The sequence below is a fragment of the Desulfobulbaceae bacterium DB1 genome (assembly GCA_001914235.1).
In the GTDB taxonomy this organism is placed as follows: Bacteria; Desulfobacterota; Desulfobulbia; order Desulfobulbales; family SURF-16; genus DB1.
This window is the reverse complement of record MQUF01000006.1, coordinates 325,126-346,077: the sequence shown is the minus strand read 5'-3', so window position 1 is coordinate 346,077 and position 20,952 is coordinate 325,126. Positions and strand designations below refer to the sequence as shown.

The 20,952-nt window shown below is 52.8% G+C and carries 17 protein-coding genes and 2 tRNA genes; 12 read left to right on the top strand and 7 right to left on the bottom strand.

The features are described from left to right. The gene (locus BM485_08315; GenBank protein OKY75707.1) at positions 1-897 is read left to right on the top strand and encodes a hypothetical protein; all 897 of its coding nucleotides are present in this window, start codon (positions 1-3) and stop codon (positions 895-897) included. Positions 898-1,038: 141 nt separating this feature from the next. Here BM485_08315 and BM485_08310 read toward each other — a convergent pair whose 3' ends face one another. Together BM485_08310 and BM485_08305 are read right to left on the bottom strand one after the other, a co-directional pair. Then, on the bottom strand, positions 1,039-1,734 hold the full coding sequence (locus tag BM485_08310) for a Non-canonical purine NTP pyrophosphatase (GenBank protein OKY75706.1): 696 nt from the start codon (positions 1,732-1,734) through the stop codon (positions 1,039-1,041). Between the two features lie 210 nt (positions 1,735-1,944). After that, positions 1,945-2,556 (bottom strand): peroxiredoxin, encoded by a 612-nt coding sequence (locus tag BM485_08305; protein OKY75705.1) that lies wholly within the window; start codon positions 2,554-2,556, stop codon positions 1,945-1,947. A 201-nt stretch (positions 2,557-2,757) separates the two neighbouring features. On the opposite strand from BM485_08305, the gene BM485_08300 reads away from it, so the two are divergent. The 8 genes from BM485_08300 (at position 2,758) to BM485_08265 (ending at position 15,337) form a co-directional block, all read left to right on the top strand. Then, positions 2,758-3,300 carry a hypothetical protein gene (locus BM485_08300; GenBank protein OKY75791.1) on the top strand — a complete coding sequence of 181 codons (543 nt, stop codon included), beginning with the start codon at positions 2,758-2,760 and terminating at the stop codon, positions 3,298-3,300. Positions 3,301-3,371: 71 nt separating this feature from the next. Continuing rightward, the gene (locus tag BM485_08295; GenBank protein ID OKY75704.1) at positions 3,372-4,457 is read left to right on the top strand and encodes a chorismate synthase; all 1,086 of its coding nucleotides are present in this window, start codon (positions 3,372-3,374) and stop codon (positions 4,455-4,457) included. 85 nt (positions 4,458-4,542) lie between these two features. Continuing rightward, complete coding sequence (locus BM485_08290; protein ID OKY75703.1) at positions 4,543-6,144, top strand: glycogen synthase; 1,602 nt, start codon at positions 4,543-4,545, stop codon at positions 6,142-6,144. Then, positions 6,144-6,980, top strand: a complete 837-nt coding sequence (locus tag BM485_08285; protein OKY75702.1) for a hypothetical protein — start codon at positions 6,144-6,146, stop codon at positions 6,978-6,980. The genes BM485_08290 and BM485_08285 overlap by 1 nt, the downstream gene beginning before the upstream one ends. Positions 6,981-7,086: 106 nt before the next feature. After that, complete coding sequence (locus tag BM485_08280; GenBank protein OKY75701.1) at positions 7,087-8,091, top strand: type I glyceraldehyde-3-phosphate dehydrogenase; 1,005 nt, start codon at positions 7,087-7,089, stop codon at positions 8,089-8,091. A gap of 130 nt (positions 8,092-8,221) precedes the next feature. Then, entirely contained in the window at positions 8,222-12,487 is a 4,266-nt protein-coding gene (locus BM485_08275) for a phosphoenolpyruvate synthase (GenBank protein ID OKY75700.1), read from the top strand. Positions 12,488-12,644: 157 nt separating this feature from the next. After that, the gene (locus tag BM485_08270; protein ID OKY75790.1) at positions 12,645-14,498 is read left to right on the top strand and encodes a secretion system protein E; all 1,854 of its coding nucleotides are present in this window, start codon (positions 12,645-12,647) and stop codon (positions 14,496-14,498) included. Further along, positions 14,495-15,337, top strand: a complete 843-nt coding sequence (locus tag BM485_08265; protein ID OKY75699.1) for a hypothetical protein — start codon at positions 14,495-14,497, stop codon at positions 15,335-15,337. Before BM485_08270 ends, BM485_08265 begins: the two co-directional genes overlap by 4 nt. 5 nt (positions 15,338-15,342) lie before the next feature. Here BM485_08265 and BM485_08260 read toward each other — a convergent pair whose 3' ends face one another. The 5 genes from BM485_08260 to BM485_08240 form a co-directional block, all read right to left on the bottom strand. Continuing rightward, positions 15,343-16,485, bottom strand: a complete 1,143-nt coding sequence (locus BM485_08260) for a hypothetical protein (GenBank protein OKY75698.1) — start codon at positions 16,483-16,485, stop codon at positions 15,343-15,345. A 5-nt stretch (positions 16,486-16,490) separates the two neighbouring features. Next, positions 16,491-17,216, bottom strand: a complete 726-nt coding sequence (locus BM485_08255; protein ID OKY75697.1) for a hypothetical protein — start codon at positions 17,214-17,216, stop codon at positions 16,491-16,493. Between the two features lie 20 nt (positions 17,217-17,236). Further along, a complete protein-coding gene (locus tag BM485_08250; protein OKY75789.1) occupies positions 17,237-18,670 on the bottom strand; it encodes an aspartyl/glutamyl-tRNA amidotransferase subunit B in 1,434 nt (477 codons plus the stop codon). Positions 18,671-18,761: 91 nt separating this feature from the next. Further along, positions 18,762-19,301: a hypothetical protein gene (locus tag BM485_08245; GenBank protein OKY75696.1), complete on the bottom strand. Its 540-nt coding sequence runs from the start codon at positions 19,299-19,301 to the stop codon at positions 18,762-18,764. Between the two features lie 9 nt (positions 19,302-19,310). Further along, positions 19,311-19,916, bottom strand: coding sequence for a DNA recombination-dependent growth factor C (locus BM485_08240; GenBank protein ID OKY75695.1), 606 nt, complete (start codon positions 19,914-19,916; stop codon positions 19,311-19,313). 208 nt (positions 19,917-20,124) lie between these two features. On the opposite strand from BM485_08240, the gene BM485_08235 reads away from it, so the two are divergent. The 3 genes from BM485_08235 to BM485_08225 all read left to right on the top strand — a co-directional run bounded on the left by BM485_08235 (position 20,125) and on the right by BM485_08225 (position 20,917). Continuing rightward, positions 20,125-20,200 (top strand) — tRNA-Lys (locus BM485_08235). 4 nt (positions 20,201-20,204) lie between these two features. Further along, positions 20,205-20,282, top strand: a tRNA-Glu gene (locus BM485_08230). 224 nt (positions 20,283-20,506) lie between these two features. Then, complete coding sequence (locus tag BM485_08225) at positions 20,507-20,917, top strand: transcriptional repressor (GenBank protein ID OKY75694.1); 411 nt, start codon at positions 20,507-20,509, stop codon at positions 20,915-20,917. Positions 20,918-20,952: the final 35 nt, after the last annotated feature.

Below are 20,952 nucleotides of genomic sequence, written 5' to 3'. Positions count from 1 at the left end.
ATGGATATCCACCAACTGCGTATATTTGTTTCTGTTTATCGCAACAGGAGCTTCTCAAAGGCTTCAGAGCAGCTTTTTATCAGTCAGCCGACAATCAGTGAGCATATCAAAAATCTGGAAAGATCGCTTGGCTGTCTGCTTTTTGACCGTCTCGGCAGAAAAATCGAACCGACAAGCGAGGCGGATCTGATCTTTCCCAAGGCCCTGCAGCTCATTGGGGATCTGGAAAAAATCAATGAACTTGTATTGAAAAGCGTTGATCGGGTCAAAGGGAAACTGGTGCTCGGCGCGAGCACCATTCCCGGCAATTACATGCTCCCGGCGCTGGCCGCCAAATTTCGGGAAAATTACCCGGATGTTTCTTTTGAAATCGTTATCGCCGATACCAAGAAAATAACCGACATGCTGGTCAATCATGATTTCTTCATGGGGATTGTCGGCGCCGACATGGAACCGAAGGTTCTTCACTATGAACCATTCCTGGAAGATGAACTTGTTTTTGCCGGTGCGCCGAAATTCTTTCAAAACAAAACATTGAAGAGTCTGAAAATCTATGAGCTGCCGTTTCTTTTGCGTGAAGAGGGATCAGGAACCCGGAAGAATATGGAAGATTTTCTGCAGAGCATGGAGATCAATCTCAAGAAAATGAATGTGGTGGCGGTGCTTGGTTCCAGCGACTCGATCAAACAGGCAATAAAGGCCGGCTTGGGAACCTCCATTCTGTCACGACGGGCCATCGCCGACGAGCTGGCCACTGGCTCCTTGATCGAGATGACTCTTGGGGAAAAGATGAGGCGGGAATTTTATATCGCCACTCACAAAAAAAGAACGCTGCCCGGCCAATATAAGGCCTTTCACGATTTTCTTATCCGGCAGATGCAACAGACGGCTGGGTGAGGAGCAGGACGCAGTGAAGCCCGCGCCAAAGCGACAGGGGGCGCAGAAAAATATCGCATGGAAATTCCGCTGGAATTCCCATGCGATACAAACCGGGGACGCGGCACAATCAAAAACGGTTCCGCACCCGCCAAAAAATCCTCAGACCATCTTGGGTAAGGACCAGTCATTGTGCTCAAATTGGCTATGGTCCGGCTTGGGCGGTTTTGCCTCAGCCAGCCTTTGTTTGAGCCATTTCAGCACCTTGTCGAATTCCGTTGCCATTTCAGCCAGGGCCTTGCCCCGGTGACTGATTTTGTTTTTTTCCTCCATGGAGGCTTCGGCAAAGGTTTTGGCAAATCCCGGAAAGTAAAAAACAGGGTCATAGCCGAACCCGCCTTGGCCGCGGGCCGTGGAAAGAATTTCTCCTTCGCAGCTCCCCTCGTAGGTGAGGGCCGGGCCGGTGGGGACCGCGATTGAAATGACGCAGTGAAAGGCGGCCTTGCGGTTTGCTTGTCCTTCGAGCTCACTGAGCAGCTTTTTGATATTGTCCTCATCCGTGGCGTTCTTTCCGGCATAGCGGGCGGAGTGCACCCCCGGAGCGCCGTCAAGGGCTTCAACAGCCAGACCGGAGTCGTCGGCTATTGCCGGTATGCCGAGTGCCTTGGCGGTAAATGAGGCCTTTTTGTAGGCATTGTCGTCAAATGTTTCGCCATCCTCAATCACTTCCGGAATGGGGCCGAAATCATCAAGACATTTCAAGTCCACCGCGAAATCCTTCAGCAGTTCCTGAAATTCCTTCAATTTCCCCTTGTTCCGCGTCGCAAGGACGATGGTTAATTTATGGGTATCGCTCATAATTCACTCCTGACAGAAAGTATTAGAAAAAGGACCGGGTAATTTGATAGAGAAACAGCAATATGACAATTGTTGGCCGAATATGTCACGCGTTTTTTTGGATTAACCGGCAAATAGGAATATCCCAAAAAAAAGGCCCTCTGCCGGGAAAGAGCAGAAGGCCGTAACAAGGGCGAAACGAAAGTTTGCGGGAATTTGTTTTTTCAGGCGTCAACAAAGCTCTTCATATACTTTGCCGACGAGTTTGGCGGACGGAGTCAAGGTCTTTTCCCCTTCTTGCCAATTGGCCGGACAGGCCTGATCCGGATGTGCGGCCACGTGGATGCTTGCTTTCAATTTGCGGAGCGTCTCGGCGGCACTGCGGCCGACATTGTAAAAATTGACCTCTGACGCCACCACAACGCCTTGAGGGTTGATGATAAATGTACCCCTGAGGGCAAGCCCCGTCTCCTGATCGTAAACACCGAACATTTTGGAAACCTTGCCGGTTGGGTCGGCCGCCATGGGATATTTGGCGTTGGCCAGTGACTTTTCTTCACGTTTCCAGGCAAGATGGGTAAATTGCGTGTCCGTGCTGATGGTGACAACTTCCGCCCCCGCCTTTTTGAAATCGTCATATTTGTCTGCAAAATCAGCAAGTTCTGTGGAGCAGACAAAGGTAAAATCCGCGGGATAAAAAACAAGCACGCACCATTTGTCGGAATTTTTCAACTCCGCCAGAGAAATTTTACCAAAACCGAATTCCGTCGGCAGATATGTGTCCATGGAAAAATTTTCAACTTGTTGTCCGACTTTGACGGGTTTAATGCACTCATGGCCCATTGTTGATCCTCCTGATGATTCTTTGATAAGAAAGTGAAAATTCAATTTTTTCGCGAATCGAATTTGAAATACTCCACATTGTTGCACAAGAGCTCGTCTTTTGTTAAAAATGATAATCTTTATTGACATAAACGTAAAGAAAAAGTTCGTTTTTTTTACTGTTTCTTGACAGTTGCCCGTTTGGTGACTTAAATGGTTTTCATGATAAGAAAAACAAAAATCATTCTGACTGGTTACAGGGCGACCGGTAAAACGACGATCGGCAAACTGCTTGCTGAACGGGTATCTTTTTCCTTCCTGGATGTCGACAAGGAAATTGAGAAACAACAGGGACAGACAATCAATCGGATGGTGGCTGAGCGGGGCTGGGATTTTTTCCGGGGATTGGAGCGTGACTATCTGACCACTCTGCTTGATCGCCAAAATCTGGTTGTCGCGCCCGGCGGCGGTGCTGTTCTCCATCGGGAGCAATGGCGCCGGCTGATGGATGCAAGCCTTGTTGTCTGGCTGCAGGCGAATGTGGATACCATAACAAAAAGGCTGGCCCGTGATGCGGCGTCGGCCGGACAAAGACCGTCTCTCACCGGAAATGACATGATAGGAGAAGTCGAGAAGGTTTTGGCGGAACGGGAGCCTCTTTATCGAGCCGGTTCGCATCTGGCGATACACGCTGAAAAGGAGCCGGCACTGGTTGTTGAGGAAATTGTTGCATTCTGGCAGAGGAGTGAAGAGCCGCGGGAATAAAAGAATTCCCTGAAGCGGCCCAATGATGAGAAAAGAGCAGTTTAAACTGGAAAGCGGAAAAAGGAGACGTCATGGCCGGCAACACGTTTGGGCAGGTTTTCAGGGTAACCACCTGGGGGGAATCCCATGGCACGGCAATTGGAGCGACGATAGACGGGTGTCCACCCGGTATTCCGATCAGCAGTGAAGATATCCAGTCGGATCTGGACAGGCGCCGGCCCGGCACCGGCGGAGCGGCGAGCCCCAGAAAGGAACCGGATAAGGTCGAGATCCTTTCCGGCATTTTTGACGGCTGCACCACCGGGACACCCTTGACCCTGGTTATTTACAACAAGGATGCCCACAGCCGGTCATATGATTATCTCAAGGATATTTTCCGGCCGGGACATGGAGATTATTCCTACTTGATGAAATACGGCATCCGCGACCATCGCGGCGGCGGCCGTGCTTCGGCCCGGGAGACGGCGGCGCGGGTCGCGGCCGGTGCGGTGGCGAGAAAACTGTTGGCCTTCCATGATATTCAGGTGGTTGCCTACACCATGTCCTTGGGGGGAATAGATGCGGAAAATATCGATTTCTCCGCGATCGCGCAGAACAGCCTGTTCTGTCCGGATATGGAAGCGGCCGCCAGGATGGAGGAAAGAATAATACAGGTCAAACAGGAAGGGGATTCTTTGGGCGGCATTGTCGAAATTGTCGCCACCGGCTGCCCGCCGGGGCTTGGAGAGCCGGTATTCAACAAGCTTGATGCCGATCTTGCCGGGGCGCTCATGTCCATCGGCGCGGTAAAGGGAGTGGAAATCGGTGCGGGATTCGAGGCAGCCCGGATGACCGGTTCGCAGAATAACGACCAGCTGACTCCGGACGGCTTCACCTCCAACAATGCCGGCGGCATCCTTGCCGGCATTTCCAATGGCGACCCCATTGTCGCCCGGGTGGCGGTAAAACCGATTCCCTCCATTGCCAGGTCCCAGTGGACGGTGAATTTGGAAAACGAACCGGTTGAGATAAATATCGGCGGACGGCATGATATTTCCGCTATCCCGCGTATTATTCCGGTTTGTGAGGCCATGGTTTGCCTGACCCTGGCCGACCATTTGCTGCGTCTGCAAACCCTCGAATGGACACCGGAGCATTTTGAACTGGACGAAGAGTGACGGCGTGCGCCTTTTTTGAGTGCGTCCGTTTTGTCTCTATTTATCGGGAATGCATCCCGTTCTTGAATTTTTCGGGTAAACAGAAATGAGTTCTCAGAAAAAGATAAAGAAAATTGAAGATATCTGGATCGTCACCAGGGAATTTGACGGTCTGGCCGGGGCCGGCGGGGTAAAGGATGTCTGCCGTCAGCTGGCTGAATCGCTGGTCAAAAGGGCGAATGTTGCGGTCATGCTGCCCATGTATGGCTTCATCAGTCCGGCGGCACGGGGCTTCAAACCTGCCGAATCACTGCAGGTTGACATGCACTACGTCGGCGTCGAAAGGCGGGAAGATGTCCGTATCTGGGCAAAGGAAAAAAAAGAGGGCAAGCGTACCCTGACCATTTACCTGGTGGATGCGGACCGCTTCCGGGAAAAACGCGCGGTTTACACCTATACGGCGGAGGATGAAGAGGAAGACCCGCATCACCAGCGGGGGTCGGGACATTATGACTATTTTGCCATGAATGTCCTCCTGCAGAAGGCGGCCCTCAATTTCATGCTCTTCAAAGGGAAAAGGCCGGATATCGTCCATTGCCATGACGGCCACGCCGCCTTGCTCCCCGTTATGGCTCGCGAACGTGACGGCTTTCGACAGTTTTTTCGCAAAACCGGCTTTGTCGTCACCATCCACAATGCCGGTCTCGGCTATCACCAGGAAGTGGATGATCTGCCCTATGCCAAAGCAATTACCGGACTGCCGTCCCGCATCATCGGGAAAAATCTGCTGGGGGGACGTTTTGATCCCTTTCTCGCCTCAGCTCCCTATGTGGTCATGAACACGGTGAGCGAAAATTACGCCCGGGAATTGCGGGAAAGCGACGACGACGTCATGACCGGCTGGCTCGGTCATATCCTGGCCAACCGGGGGGTAATGCTGCAGGGGGTGACAAACGGAATCAATCCGGATGACTTTAACCCGCAAAATGCCGAGCGGCTCGGTATTGCCGCGCCTTTTTCGCCGGTCGAAAAAAAGCTTGGCGGAAAAGCGGTCTGCCGGCGCGATATTGTCGCCATGCTGGAGAAAAAGGACCTCGGCAAAGTCCTTGTCAGCGGATCGCTGCAGCCGCTGTATGGCCAGCCGCTCTTCACCTTCATTGGTCGCCTGACCGAGCAAAAAGGCGTCGACAACCTGGTGGGGGCACTGGAAACCCTGCTTCCCCTGGATGATGGGTTTCAGGTTCTCGTGCTGGGCACCGGCGTGAAGGAGCTTGAGGATGACCTGCGCAATCTGGCTGAAAACAAAAAGTATGCGGGCAGGGTCTGCGTCCTTTTCGGCTATGATGAGCTACTTGCCAACAAGGTGTATGCGGCAGGGGATTTTTTTCTCATTCCATCCCGCTATGAGCCTTGCGGGTTGACCGATTACATTGCCCAGCTTTTCGGCAATCTGCCGGTTGCTCACCATGTGGGCGGGCTGGTCAAGGTGCAGGACGACAAAACCGGCTTTGTTTATCATGAGCACACCGCCGCCGCCTTGATGGCGGCCATGCAGAGGGCGATGAAGACATTCCGGGAAAGACCCGGGAAAATAGCGGATATGCAGCAAGACAGTGTAAAAGTTATTCAGAATGTCTACACCTGGGATAAAATTGTGCTACGATATATGCAGCTTTACCAGGATGCGCTTGCCCTGTGCCGAAATTGATGCGTGCAGACCAGGGGAAAAATGACTGGTTTGCCCAGCGCCGGGATTTTCATGTCACCAAATTGCTGCAGGGCTTTTACCAGACATCGGAAGTGTTTCTGAAAATATACCGGGACTATCTGCAAAGCGGCCAACCAGCTTACGGAGATATCGAAAATCTGGTCGGTTCAGAAACAAAAAAGGGACGGCTTTGGCGGCTGAAGGACGATTGTCATCAGCTTTGGCGCGACGCGGACCCGACATATCAATTCAATGACTGCCAGCTTGAATGGGTGATGGGGTCTCTTTTCCATGAAGCGATGAAGCTCAAGGAAAATATCTACCTCTTTCAGTATTATGGACCACCGGCCCAGGAGATGGAGGGGCGGGAGCAGCAGATCTTTTCCTTTTGCGGACTTGAGTGCCGCCGTTTTATGGCGCGAATTTCCCGTGAAATCGAGCGTCAGATGGAAAGTTTGGGGGGTATGTTCAGCCGGGCAAGGTATCTGCTGCGCCTCATGCTGCCTGAACAAAGCGGCAATTTTCTTCTGCTCCGCTATCTGGTGGAGCATGGGGAGGCGGTTCGCGACCTGTGGGGCGAGTCGCTTGCGGATATTTTTTCCGATATGTTCCCCGGCGCGCCTGAAAATGGCTTCTGTTATGCGGCTCGGAGTTATTATGACGGCAACTGGTATGAAAAGGCATATGACGCCTATCAGGCGGCGCTTCGCCTCAACCGGCAGTGCGGTGAGGCGATCCGGCGTTCCCATCAGCTGCGGGCTGGATTGAAAACGAAACAGGCATCGGCTCATGCGTCTCTTGGAGGCAAGCGACGTGAAGCCGGTGTCATGAAATAATATCGTCGTTCTGGGATCAGAGAACGGCATAAGGAGCCATAACGAAATGACCGATAATGAAGAGGTTATTTCGTAACGGCTCCTAATCTTTCAGGAGGAGGTCGGCATGGCGGTGAGAATCGGGATCAACGGATTTGGACGAATCGGCAGAAATATTTTCAGGGCGCAGGGCAAAGATCCATTGTTTAAAGATATTGAGATAGTGGCCATCAATGATCTCACCGATCATCAAACCCTGGCCCATCTGTTGAAATATGATTCGGTGATGGGCGTTTACGACCAGGAGGTCCGGCAGTCGGACAAAGGGCTGAAGGTCGGCAACAGAGAAGTGGCGATTTTTAATCACCGGAATCCGGCCGATATCCCCTGGGGGGATCTGGGGGTGGATTATGTGGTTGAATCAACGGGACTTTTTACCAGCGCGGAAAAAGCCGGCGCCCACATCGATGCCGGGGCCAAAAAGGTGGTAATTTCGGCGCCGGCCAAGGGAGGGGTAAAAACAATAGTCATGGGCGTCAATGAGCATGAGTATGATCCGGCCCAGGACCATATCGTTTCCAATGCCTCCTGCACGACCAACTGTCTGGCCCCTTTTGCCAAGGTGATCATGGATCATTTCGGCATCAGGAAAGGATTGATGACAACGGTCCATGCCTACACCAACGACCAGCGGATTCTTGATTTCCCCCATAGCGATCTGCGCCGGGCGCGCGCGGCAGCCCTGTCGATGATTCCCACCAAAACCGGGGCCGCGGCCGCGGTATCGCTGGTTATTCCGGAATTAAAAGGAAAGTTCGACGGACTGGCGGTTCGCGTTCCCACTCCCAATGTCTCGCTGGTTGATGCGGTCATGGAGGTGGAAAAGGAGACTTCGGTGTCCGAGGTGAACGAGGCGTTGAAAAACAGCGCCAATCGCTTTCTCGGCTATTCGGAGGAGCCCCTTGTTTCCATTGATTATCAGGGCAATCCCCATTCCTCGGTGGTCGATGCCATGTCCACCAAGGTGATCGGCAACATGGTCAAGGTGCTCAGCTGGTATGACAATGAATGGGGCTATTCGAACCGGGTGCTGGATCTCATTTTGCTGATGGAAAGCCAGAAAACCATCTAAACCTGGTTCGTTTACGGCACAAAAATCAATAAAGCAACCAAGGAGCCCACGGCGGTCACTGGCGAATTGAATTTGTTTTCCAGTGAGTTCCGTGGGCCCTTTTGCGGTGACCGGATATTTTTTTTCATCTATGAATCAATCTGAAAAACGTCTCCATGAAACCTCCAGCGCCTTAAAGGCAAATCTCCAGGAAACCGCGGTTGCCGATGTCATTATTGATCCGCATCGCGCGGTCTTGCTTGACCTGATTCGTGATTATAAGGGAATTCACAATAACCTCTATGAATTGCTGTATGAGGTGCATCATCCCTATCGCAATTGGAATCTGATCGTTCCCAGACTGCGCACCTTTGTGTTGAAAAATGTCAGCCTTTTTTGCGGCACGACAAAAGGCCCTGAGTCATTCCGTCTTTTTTCCGACATTTTCCTGCAGGTGCTGGACGAAACCCGCAAGAACAAAACCCTGCTGAGTCTCTGCATGGAGTCGCTGCTGGCCTATGTCGACCGCATCATCAACTGCGGCAAGGCCGAATTAAAGGAATATGAAGTGGTGCTGGCGGAGCTTTTCTCCAAGCTGCACGCACTTGACGGTCAGATCATCATGCTCATGGTGCAGGGCCAGCACCCCATGAAAAAAATCGCCGTTTCCCTGGTTGAGTACAGGAAAAAGGAGGCGACATTTCTCATCGAGCCGGCAGTCCGGTTGTTCAAAAGGGTGCTGCAGCTTAATTACCGGTACTGGCTCGAGGTTGACGATCCTTTGCCCTGGTTTCTGGCCCAGTGCAGCGACATGTGTGACAACTGGGACGCGGGCAAGCTTTTTAATGCCATCTCCCACGATCAGATCCGGCTCTACCTGGAAAAGCTTGAGGCGATTCCGGTCAATAATGACCTGGAAAGCCTGCAGGCCATGCTGGCACTGCCGGCCCACATGGACTTGGTGCGCCTTTACCGGGAGATTCCTGAAAAACTGGTTGTCAGCCGGGAAGGCGAGGCAAGGCGGGAAGATGACCGTTTTGCCCAAAACAGAAAACTCATTTTCCTCTTCCGGATCATGCGAACCTCCGGGCTGTATCTGATCCACGAGGAGAGTCTGCGGGAGATCAACCGCAGCCTGGTGCTGCTCATTCGCAAGCAGACTTTTGAGGAAATCGAGTCGTTTCTGCTCACCGCGGTTCAGCTGTTAAAGGAAAATGTCAGACGCTACCCCCATACCGCACTGCAGTGTATCCAGGTTTTGGGGACCGAGGTTTTTCAGCGGGAAAACAGCCGTCTGGTGGAGACCTTCCTTTGGGAGACGGTGCGTTTTGGCTTCCAGTACGCCAATGTTGTCGGCGTCGACCAGGATTGGCAGCCCATCACCAACCCGGCCCATCTGGCCAATATCCGGGTCTGGCTCAATCTGATCATGCAGGAACCGAAATGGTGTTCCACTCTTTTTTCGGCGCTCATCATTAACCTCAAGCTTTCCGGGACCTGTGTCAAGGATACGGACCTGTTCCAGCGGGACATCAGCCATCTGCTCAATCATCCCATTGCGCCGGTGTATAATCTCGTCAAGCAGTTCACCAAACTTATGCCGGTTTTCTTTAATGAAATCGGGGCGGAAGGTCATCTGCGCGACGTCTCCACCGAGCTTGATGAAATCCACAAGCGCAAGGATCTGCTCATACACTTTCTCCGCAAGCAGAGTCATGTGGAGAGCTCCAACCTGATTGTCGGCTTTATCAAGGCCATCATCTGTTTCTGGCACACCCTGGACAAGAATGTCTTGCGGGATTTTTTGCCGGCTGAGGTATTAAATCAGGTGGAAACAAGCGGGCCCTTTGTCGATGAGCTGCATATCCTCACCACCCGCCTCTTTGCCGTGGACCATTTTACCAAGGAAAGCGATCTGTTGCAGTGGGATGAGGAGCAGATCGCCCACTTTCTTGCGCAACAGAAGGATGTCAGTGTCCATGAACTGCGGCGCTTTGAATTGCTGGTTGACATGTACCGGCTGCTTGATCTCAAGTATAACCTGGGCTTTCAGGAGCTGCGCCGCCAGCTGGAACAGGCGGCAAGCGGCGGGTTCCCGGAGATGGAGCAGTTGCTCGCCGATCTTGAAATCTGCGACACCGTGCAGTGTCTGACCGCGCTGCTCGATCATCTTGAACAGCTGAAAGATATCATTTTAAGCCCAAAGATCTTTGAGGCGCGGGAGGATATTTATCATAAACGGCATATTGCGGTCGATATCCCATCGGTGTACGGCCGATACAGCGAAAAGAAGTTTGACGCCCTGGGACTCACCTTCCGGTTGGAAAATCTGGCCAATATCTACTTGGAACGGCTGCCTTCAACCCTGAATCTTTCCTTTGTCACCCGGGCAACCTTTATTCGGATTGTCAAGTATCTGCGCCTTTATCTGCGGGCCCTGCGGATTGACGGCATCACCAGCCGCCGCCTGGAGACCTATGTTGCCCTGCTGTCCAATTCCCTGGGCATAAAACGTTTTTCCTATACCCAGTATATCGATATCTTCCGAGGGTTGTCGGAAGGGGTAAAAGACGTTATTTATGCCTATTACACCAATATCCACCAGAATAACCTCTCCATCATCATTCCCCAGATCGGCGCAGTCAACCTGCTGGCCAAATACCGTAATCTCTGGGAGGATGACGAAACGAGCGTCTCCGGTCGCTGTAACGGCGAGACGATCCATCGTCTTTCCGAGGCCTTCATGCGGGATCTCATCGCCGGCACCTTTGGGCTGCAGCATCTGGATAATTTTATTACCAGAATTTATCAGGTTCTGGAACGGCAGCGCGAGCTGCTTGATGAGCGGCAGCTTGATCTGCTGATGACCTATAATCCCGAAAAGGCCATTCATGAGTTTAACCGCAAGAGCGCCCATGCCAAAAACCTGATTCTGCTCGGCAACAAGGGATTCAATCTCAGCCTGCTCGCCATTGACAACAAACCGGTGCCGCCGGGCTTTATTATTACCACGGAAATTTTTCGCTGCTGGCCGGTGGTGAACAGCTTTTACATGGCGCGCAACGAGTTCATGAAGCAGATGCGTTACGCGCTGAACAAGGTGGAGGAAAAGACCGGCGCCAAATACGGGGATCCGGATAATCCATTGCTGGTTTCGGTGCGCAGCGGGGCATCCATCTCCATGCCGGGCATGATGGCCACCATTCATAATGTCGGGTTAAACAGCGAGATTATCCAAGGTGTCTCGGCAGTGCCGGGCAAGAAATATCTGGCTTGGGACAACTATCGCCGTTTCCTTCAGTCCTGGGGGATGACCAAGGGAATCGGCCGCGACACCTTTCAGGCCTTGATGAATGAAGCCAAGGCCAGGCACAGGGTGACGGTGAAGAGCCAGTTCAGCCCCGACCAGATGCGGGAGCTTGCCCTCAATTACCAGCAGAAACTGAAAGATCTCGGCATTATGATCCCCGATGATCCGTGGCTGCAGCTGGTGGGGGCGATCGAAATGGTGCTTGGCTCCTGGGACGCCCCGAAAACAAGGGGATACCGTAACCTGATGGGCATATCGGATGCGTGGGGCACGGCGGCCATTGTCCAGGCCATGGTTTACGGCAATCTTGGCCCCCAGTCCGGCAGCGGGGTTGTCTTTACCGCCCATCCCTATCGCAAGGTGCGCCGGGTGGCTTTGTGGGGCGACTATGCCCCCGGCGACCAGGGGGAAGATATTGTCAGCGGACTTGTCACCACATTTCCCATTTCGGTTGAACAGGCGGAAATTGATGGGAGACCGGTGGAGTTTTCCCTGGAAATGCGGTCACCCGAGGTCTATCAACGGCTGCTGTCCATTGCCCGGGACCTGGTTTATGAAAAGCAGTGGAATCCCCAGGAAATGGAATTCACCTTTGAAGGCCCACGGGAATCGGATCTGTATATCCTGCAGACGCGCGATATGATCACCATTAAAAAGAAAGAACGGTTCATGGTGTTCAAGGATGAACATCTGCTCAGCAAGGATATTCTGGGGAAGGGAATCGGGGTGAGCGGCAGCGCCATATCCGGCCTTGCCGTTTTCAACGAGGACAATATTCGGCAGATGCGGGAACAGAATCCCGGCACGCCGCTCATTTTGATCCGGCAGGACACGGTGCCTGAGGATATTAAGGAAATTTCCATGGCGGACGGACTGCTCACCGCCCGTGGCGGACAGACGTCCCATGCCTCGGTTGTTGCCTTGCGGCTTGAGAAAACCTGCGTGGTGGGATGCCGTGCCCTGCAGGTTTATGAAGCGGAAGAGCGCTGTGATATCGGCGGCAAAACCGTTCGATTCGGTGACCCGGTCGGCATCGACGGCAGAAAAGGCCTTTTTCTGCAGGGGCGGCATGAAATTCAGGTCGAAGTTCACATTCTGCCTATTTGATGCCCATGAGAACAGGGTGAGGGTATTTCAATGATTGGATGCGGTTTGACATGCAAAGGTGGCGTGGATGGCTAAGGTGCGGGTTGAGCTGGAAAAAGAGCAGCAGGCGGATGGTGGGAGCAGGCGGAAAACGTTTGCCGTTGAGAAAAAGAACGAAATCGCCAAATTGCTTATCAAGGCCGGCATCCTGACGGAAGAGCAATTTCATTATGCCGAGCGTGTTCATGCCAAACTCAGCACCCAGCGGAGTTTGCTCAGCGTCCTGGAAGAGCTGCAGTATGTCACCAAGGAACAGGTGCAGGACGTTTTGCGGTCAGGGCCGGTGTCGCTTCCCTTGGGATCCCTGCTGGTTGAGCTGGGGTACATCAGCGAGGCGGAGCTGGCCATGGTGCTCGCCAGTCAGCAGGACGCCAAAACGGGGAAATTCGGCCAGGCCCTGGTCGATTTGAACCTGGTCGATGAAAATGATCTGCTCCGGGTTCTTTCCTACCAGTTGGGGTTTCCTTTTGTTGAGCCGGCTGTCGCCGAAATAGATCAGAAAATCTTTCAGCGGGGCAGGATGGAGTCTTATCAGGAAAATAGATTTGTGCCGTTGCACCATCAGGACGACGCCATTCTCATTGCCTTTGGTGATCCGTTAAACAAGGATCATGTCAACGCCGCCAAAAAAATCTTCGGCGATGGGATCCGGATCGGCATTGCCAGGGAGAGATCCATTCTGGAATTGCTGAACGCCATTGAAAGCAAGGCGCAGAAAGGGGAAAAAGAAGCGCCGAAGCTTGAAGTAACTGATAATGCGGTGGTGCTGGCGGTTAATGCCATGTTGATTGAGGCCCATAAGCAGAACGTCAGCGACATCCATGTCGAGCCCATGGCCGCGAAGCTGCAGATTCGTTTCCGCCGGGACGGCGTGTTGACGCATTACAAGGATTTTCCCCTGGAAATGGCCCCTGCTTTGTCCAGCCGCATCAAAATCATGGCCGGCGCCGACATCGCCGAAAGGCGCCGGCACCAGGACGGCCGTATTTTTTTTGACGACAAGGATGTCCGCATTGATCTTCGGGTCTCCATTTATGCCACCATCCATGGCGAGAAGATTGTCATGCGTCTGCTCGGCCGGCAGAACGAACTGCTGGGGATTGATGAACTGGGCATGGAGCCGCGGGTGCTGCAGCGATTCATGGAAGAGGCGCTTGATGCGCCAAGCGGCGTCATTATCGTCACCGGTCCCACCGGCTCCGGGAAAACGAGCACCCTGTACAGCGCGGTCAATCATCTTAATAATCCCAATTGCAGCATCATCACCGCCGAGGATCCGGTGGAGTTTGTGATCGAAGGGATTTCCCAGTGCTCGATCAATCCCAAGATTAATCTTACTTTCGAGGAAACATTGAAGCACATGGTTCGGCAGGATCCTGATGTCATTGTCATCGGGGAGATCCGGGACCGTTTTTCCGCGGAAATGGCCATTGAGGCGGCGTTGACCGGGCATAAGGTCTTAACCACGTTTCACACCGAAGACAGCACCGGCGCACTTCTGCGCCTGCTTGACATGCAGATCGAGGCCTTCTTGATTGCCTCCACCGTGGCCGGCATCCTGGCCCAGCGTCTGGTGCGAAAAGTCTGTGATGCCTGTGCCGAAGACCATGTGCTGGGGCCGGATGAGCTGCGCCGGCTGGGATATATCCAGAAAAAGGAAAGCGGCCTGGTTTTCAAAAAAGGGATTGGTTGCCGGAAATGCCGCTTTACCGGCTATATGGGCAGGGTGGCGGTGCATGAATTGCTGATTCCCGGGGAATTGGTCAAGGATGCCGTTATTGCCCGCAAGACGTCTCATGAAATCAGAAAGGTCAGCACCCAGACAACGGGCCTGGTAACGTTGCTTGAGGATGGTATCTGTAAAGCCGGCCGGGGAATGACCAGTTTCGATGAGGTGATTCGCCAGTTGCCCAGGCTGGACAGGCCCAGGCCTCTTGCTGAAATAAAAAGGATGCTAGGTGTGGAAAAATGAATAATGCCCGGTCACTGATAGACCAGATAAACGAGTTTGTTGCCAAAGAGAATTTTCAGCTTCCGGTTTTTAATGAAGTTGCCATGCGTATCCTGAAAATGGCCCGGCATGAGGATTATGATATCCGCGAAATGAGCCGGCTGATTCATCAGGATCAGGTATTGGTGACTGAGGTGCTGAAATCGGCCAATTCGCCTTTTTTCGGCGGGCTTTCGGCCATTACCACGGTAAAGGATGCCATTGTGCGGCTGGGAGCCCGTCAGGTCGGAGAGCTCGCGCTTCTTGCTTCCGAGCGCGTGCAATACCGGGCAAAGGATAAGAAGCTGAACAGGATTTTAAATGAGCTGTGGAAGCATTCGGTGGGATGCGCCATCGGTGCCCAGTGGCTGGCGCGCAGGTTGAGCTATCATGAAAAGGACAATGAAGCCTTTATCGGCGGCTTGATTCATGACATCGGCAAGCTGTTTCTGCTGCGGGTTATCGACACCATGAAAGAATCCGATGATATAGCTTTTGATATCTCCTATGAGCTCAGTTATGAACTGCTGAATTCCTTTCATGCCGAGCAGGGATACAAACTGCTTACAAATTGGAATCTGCCGGCAATCTATTGCGATCTGGCCCGTGATCATCACCTGGAGGATTTTGACCAGGAAAATATTCCCTTGGTGATTGTCCGGCTTACCAATATGGCATGCATGAAGCTCGGTATCGGCATGAGCCGGGATCCTTCCATCGTCCTGGTCAGCACGGCCGAGGCATCGGCGTTGCGCATCAAGGAAATCGTCCTGGCCGAGCTTGAGGTCATGCTGGAAGACGCAATGCAGCTTGCCGCCTAAAACGTTCACACCAGCCGCGACAGCACCTGGTTTGCCACCGGCAGGGCCTGCTGGGAAAGATGGAGATGATCATCTGTGATGACGAGCAGATTTTTTTCAAGCAGTCGATCCATTTCCTTGCCGTAATAGGTTTTCGGGCTGAAGCCGAATCTTTGCTCCAGATCGGTGATTGAAATTCCTTTGATCATCCGTAGACCCATGATGACCGTTTCCCGGAAGAGGGCTTCCCGGCAGAGGCATTCCATGGCGCTATAGGGTGCGACTCCACTGGTAACCCGCTGGATGTAGAGGGCGGGATCCGCCACGTTGGTAATTTTCATGCCGGAAAGCGAGCCCACCGCACCCGCCCCCAGGCCGAGCCACGATCGGTTCTCCCAGTAGTTGATGTTGTGGCGGCAGGCAAAGGCGGGCCTCGCGTAATTTGAAATTTCGTAACGTTCAAATCCCGCTGCGGCAAGAAGCGTGTCCGTCACAAGCGCCATTTCCACCACTTCGTCTTCCGCCGGCAAGCTCAGTTCTTTGCGTTGGATCATCCCGGCAAGAGGCGTGCCTTGCTCCACCATGAGTTCATAAAGGGAAAAGTGCTCGGGCGCCAGGGCGAGCGCCGACTCCAGGGTATGCCGCCAACTTTTTGCCGTCTGCCCCGGCAGTCCGAACATCAGATCCAGGCTGACGTTGTCGAATCCTGCCCGGCGGGACAGAAAAAAGGCCGCGCTGGCGTCATCCGTTGAATGGACGCGTCCTAATATCGTCAGATCAACCGGATCAAAGGACTGCACTCCAATGCTTAACCGGGTCACCCCGCATTGCCGGAGCGCGATGAGCGTGTCGCGCGACAGGCTGTTGGGGTTTGATTCTACCGTGATCTCCGGTTTTGAGGAAAAGGGAAAGGCGGCCAGGCAACCGGCAACAAGCTCGGCAAGCGCGTTGCTTTCGCAGATTGTCGGTGTGCCGCCGCCGATATACAGGGAGGAAAAGATCCTCTGTTTGCACCAGGGATGGTCTGCCATGCTGCTGATGTGGCGGCGAAGCGCATCGAGATAAGCGGAAATTTCATGTTCCCGCCCGGCATGGGAGTTGAATGAACAGTAGCGGCACTTGCTTCTGCAGTAGGGGATGTGCAGGTATATGCCGGTGTTTTCATCCATCGGGGTTACAGCAGGTTGCTGCATGCCTGTTTGATTTCATCCATAAGGCCATGATCGGCAAAACTGAACGGCGCTTCGCCGGCACCGATAATGAGATGATCAAGCAGTTGGATATCCAGCAGCGAGCAGGCGAGGAAAAGGTTGCGGGTGAGTTTTTTGTCGGCCGCGGAGGGCTGCCTGCTGCCGGAGGGGTGGTTGTGGGCAATGATTACCGCAGCGGCATGATGACCAAGGGTCATTTTGATGAATTCCCTGGGATAAATGGAGTTGACCGACAGTGTGCCTTCAAAGAGAATTTCACAGGCAATAATGCCGAATGATGCGTCAAGAAAAATGGCCTGAAACACCTCTTTTTTCAAATCCCGCATGGAGTGAATCAGATAATCGGCCACTTCCCGGGAAGAGCGGAGGTAGTTCTTGCCCTCCAGGCGCTGTTTCAGGTAACGGCGGGCCACGCTCTGGATGAAGTGGATGGCGAAACCGTTGCTCGCCCCGATGCCGCTGACGGTCTGCAGATCAAACGGGGTTGCTTCCAGTACCTCGGCCAGGCTGCCGAATTTTGCCAGCAGCTTCCGGGCGCTTTCCTTGCAGTCGCGGCGGGGAGTGCCCAAGGTAAGAAGCAGTTCAAGGACTTCGTCGTCATTTAAGGCGTCAATGCCGCGGGAAGTGAATTTATCGCGCAGCCTTTGCCGGTGTCCCGTGCCCTTTTCCTTTGTCGTTTTCTCCGCCACGTGGATCGACTGCCCTGTTGTTATTTGCCGAGCTCCTGATTGAAGAGCTGGTTGGCCAGTTGCGGATTGGCCTTGCCTTTTGTTTTTTGCATGAGCTGACCGACAAAATAGCCCATGAGTTTGGTTTTGCCGCCCTTGAAATCCGCGGTCTGCTCCGGGTTGTCGGCAATGATCTGCCGCACCATTTTCAGAAGATCCCCTTCATCGCTCATCTGCACCAGATTTTTTTCCTTGACGATGGTTGCGGCATCCTTGCCGCTTTGCATCATGTCGTCAAAAACGGTTTTGGCAATCTTGCCGCTGATGGTGCCTTTGTCCACCATGGAGAGCAGGGCGGCGAGGTTTTGCGGGGAAACGGGGAAGCCGCCGATGTCAAGGCCGTCCTCGCCCTTTAACTCGCGCAGCATCTCGGTCTTGATCCAGTTGCCGAGCTTTTTTGCTTCAGGATAAAGGCCAAGGGCGCTTTCAAAGTAATCGGCCAGCTCCCGGGAAGAGGTGAGTATGGCGGCGTCCTCTTCATTGAACCCAAGCTGGGTCATGAAGCGATTTTTCTTTTGGTCGGGCAATTCCGGCATGGTCCGGCTGACCCGCTGAATCCAGTCATCATCAATGACCACCGGAATAAGATCCGGATCGGGGAAATAGCGGTAATCGTGCGCTTCCTCCTTGCCCCGCATGGAGTTTGTCACGTTTTTATCGGCATCCCAGAGCAGGGTCTGCTGTTGAATCCGGCCGCCGTCCAGCAGGATGTCACGCTGGCGGCGGACTTCATATTCCAGGGCCCGCTGCACATTGCGGAAGGAGTTCATGTTTTTCAACTCCGTACGGGTGCCGAATTCTTTCCGGCCCACGGGGCGGAGGGAAATGTTGGCATCGCAGCGGAAGCTGCCCTCCTGCATGTTGCCGTCGCAGATATCGAGGTAGCGGAGGACTGCATGCAGCTTTTTCAGATAGGCGGCGGCCTCCTCGGGAGAGCGGATATCGGGCTCGCTGACAATTTCGATCAAGGGAACGCCGGTGCGATTCAGGTCGACGTAGCTCTGGGGTTTGACCTCGTCATGCACCAGTTTCCCCGCATCCTCTTCCATGTGAATACGGGTCAGGCCGATGCGGCGCGTCACGCCGTTCACCTCGATTTCAACATACCCATGTTCGGCAAGGGGCAGGTCAAACTGGGATATCTGATATCCCTTGGGCAGGTCGGGATAAAAATAATTTTTGCGGGCAAACTGATTGCATTTAGTGATTCGGCAGTTGGTGGCCAGGGCCATTTTAATGGCGAATTCCACCACCTGCCTGTTGAGCACCGGCAGCACGCCGGGCATGCCCAGGCAAACAGGGCAGGTATTGGAATTGGGCTGTCTGCCGAATTCGGTGGTGCAGCCGCAGAATATTTTCGTTTTTGTTTTCAGTTGGGCATGAACTTCAAGCCCGATGACGGTTTCAAAATCCATAACAATATGTGATACCGAAATGATTGAATGAAAAAGATGCGGGAAAGTGCGCTCCCGCATAAAAAAATGACGCAGGCGACCAGGGTCGGCTTCATTCCATTTTGTGAATCCATTTACTGATGCGGTCGCGTTCCTCCTGCCAGCGGGCCGGACTGATCCGCACATCGAGAAACAGGCGAAACAGGTCATCAACCGTGCGGCTTGCCTTTTCCAGCATGCCGATGCGGTCAAGCAGCCGGCCTTCCACGGCTTCGGCCGTTTCGCCTTCTTCCGCTTCGGCCATTGTCCGGGGTGGCTTGACACTGCGGAACTCAAGCAGGCTGGCCTTGATGGTCATGTGCCATTCATATTCACCCTGAACCATATGGATGCGTGCCTGTTCCAGTTTTTTCCCCATGCGCAGACCGGTGCGCGCTTCCTTCAGTTCGGCTTGGAGCCCCTGGCAGATAATTTTTTCAAATGCTTCACCCTCGCCGTATTCGAGCAGCATGTGTTTTTCAAAGACAAGCTGGATGTCGCCCGTACCGGGCAGGGCGACCGTGCCCCCGCGCTCGTCGCTTTTATACCAGAGCCAGGTGAGAAACTCCTGGCCGAGAAATCGTTTTTCGATGATTAAATCAACTAAATCCATGTTGCGCCTTTAAATGAGAATGTCCGGAGAAAGACGTGACAGGGCGTCATGGACGTCCGGTTCGAGAAGATGTTCGGCGGTAAGATAGGGGATTTGCAGCCGCAGGGAGAGATCGAAAGTTTTTTTAAAGAAATCTTCCAGCTCGGTCTGCGCTTTGAGGCTGGTGGAAAAAAAAAGCAGGTTGCCCTGGGAAAGATTCCAGCAGAGATCATAGGTCGCCGGAACCGGAACCGCTTTTTTCAGCAGCATCAATTTGACATTTTCCTTGATTTCTATTTTCTGCGACCGGCTTAATTTTGGAACCTGCCGTTCTTTTTTAAGCCGTTCTTCTTCTTTCAAGGTAAATTTTTTCAAAACATTGGGAGCAACCTTGCGTTCGTCGATGCGCATGGTGAGCACAATGTAATCGCCGACGGCAAAGGAGGCATACTCGAAGGAAGAGTCAAACATGCTGAGCACCGAGACCCAGCCGACCGACCGCTCTTCATAATTGTCGTCGATATCGCGAAAGGCATTGTCCTTGATTCGTTCAGCGGCAAAATCAAGAAAATTCGGCACCATCTCGCCTTCAACGGCATAGCGGACAAAGGTTGCTGAAGAGGATAAAAGCCCCATGAAAAAAACCTTGTAAGAGATTAACGGGAAAGGGAGAAATATTTATTTGTAAAAAGCAAGGATAGCAGACCTGCTCTGCGATCACAAGGACTTTTCCTCCGAAAAAAAAGGCATGCAATCACTTCTTTCTCGACAAAAAAATGAAAAAGTGTATAAAAGGGGGATTGACAAAATAAATCGACTGGGGTAAAAATGCCGCTTCTTAAGCGGGTCGTTAACTCAGTCGGTAGAGTATCTGCCTTTTAAGCAGAGAGTCGCGCGTTCGAGTCGCGCACGACCCACCATGCAGTCCCCATCGTCTAGCCAGGTCCAGGACACCGGCCTTTCACGCCGGCAACAGGGGTTCGAATCCCCTTGGGGACGCCAGGGAAATTCAAGGAGTTAGCTCACACGGGCTAACTCCTTTTTTTTTGGCTTCGGCGTTTCGCTGATTTTTGCGCACCGTGCCGCAAAAAAGCGTGAAAATATCGAAATTTCCATATCAATACTTTAATTCGTAAGCAAAAACATTTATATAAGTCTCTTGTATAATTATCCAAAAAAGATTAATGTAATTAGTAATCATTTTTATAGTTTGCAAGGAGGATGCAATGGAAGCCCAAAACAAACTGCGCATGACCAAACAGCGGCAAGTAATTCTCGAAGAATTACGAAAAGTTAAGACGCACCCGACAGCTGACGACATGTACCAGATTTTACGGAAAAGAATGCCGAAAATCAGCCTGGGAACTGTTTACAGAAATCTCGAGATATTGTCCGACACCGGTATCATTCAAAAACTGGATGTGGGTGGAACCCAGAAAAGATTTGATGGCGACATCAGCATTCATTCACATGTCCGCTGCGTTGTTTGCGGCAAAGTCGGGGATATCGATATCGCCCCCGGCTACGACATCGAAGGCGAGGCGCAGAAGATGACGGATTTTCAGATAATTCGCCATCGACTGGAGTTTACGGGTTTTTGTCCCGCCTGCCGGCAGAAGAAAGGCAAAATCGCGTAAATTGTGGCCTTGCTGCGGTGAGGTGCGGGGAGGCG

Excerpts from the sequence above, each read along its gene's own strand:
- BM485_08245 (OKY75696.1), bottom strand. The coding sequence starts at position 19,301 with ATGGATTTAGTTGATTTAATCATCGAAAAACGATTTCTCGGCCAGGAG.
- BM485_08290 (OKY75703.1), top strand. The coding sequence starts at position 4,543 with ATGAGTTCTCAGAAAAAGATAAAGAAAATTGAAGATATCTGGATCGTC.
- BM485_08240 (OKY75695.1), bottom strand. The coding sequence starts at position 19,916 with ATGGGGCTTTTATCCTCTTCAGCAACCTTTGTCCGCTATGCCGTTGAA.
- BM485_08315 (OKY75707.1), top strand. The coding sequence starts at position 1 with ATGGATATCCACCAACTGCGTATATTTGTTTCTGTTTATCGCAACAGG.
- BM485_08305 (OKY75705.1), bottom strand. The coding sequence starts at position 2,556 with ATGGGCCATGAGTGCATTAAACCCGTCAAAGTCGGACAACAAGTTGAA.
- BM485_08310 (OKY75706.1), bottom strand. The coding sequence starts at position 1,734 with ATGAGCGATACCCATAAATTAACCATCGTCCTTGCGACGCGGAACAAG.
- BM485_08285 (OKY75702.1), top strand. The coding sequence starts at position 6,144 with ATGCGTGCAGACCAGGGGAAAAATGACTGGTTTGCCCAGCGCCGGGAT.
- BM485_08250 (OKY75789.1), bottom strand. The coding sequence starts at position 18,670 with ATGGATTTTGAAACCGTCATCGGGCTTGAAGTTCATGCCCAACTGAAA.
- BM485_08295 (OKY75704.1), top strand. The coding sequence starts at position 3,372 with ATGGCCGGCAACACGTTTGGGCAGGTTTTCAGGGTAACCACCTGGGGG.
- BM485_08300 (OKY75791.1), top strand. The coding sequence starts at position 2,758 with ATGATAAGAAAAACAAAAATCATTCTGACTGGTTACAGGGCGACCGGT.
- BM485_08280 (OKY75701.1), top strand. The coding sequence starts at position 7,087 with ATGGCGGTGAGAATCGGGATCAACGGATTTGGACGAATCGGCAGAAAT.
- BM485_08265 (OKY75699.1), top strand. The coding sequence starts at position 14,495 with ATGAATAATGCCCGGTCACTGATAGACCAGATAAACGAGTTTGTTGCC.
- BM485_08275 (OKY75700.1), top strand. The coding sequence starts at position 8,222 with ATGAATCAATCTGAAAAACGTCTCCATGAAACCTCCAGCGCCTTAAAG.
- BM485_08260 (OKY75698.1), bottom strand. The coding sequence starts at position 16,485 with ATGGATGAAAACACCGGCATATACCTGCACATCCCCTACTGCAGAAGC.
- BM485_08225 (OKY75694.1), top strand. The coding sequence starts at position 20,507 with ATGGAAGCCCAAAACAAACTGCGCATGACCAAACAGCGGCAAGTAATT.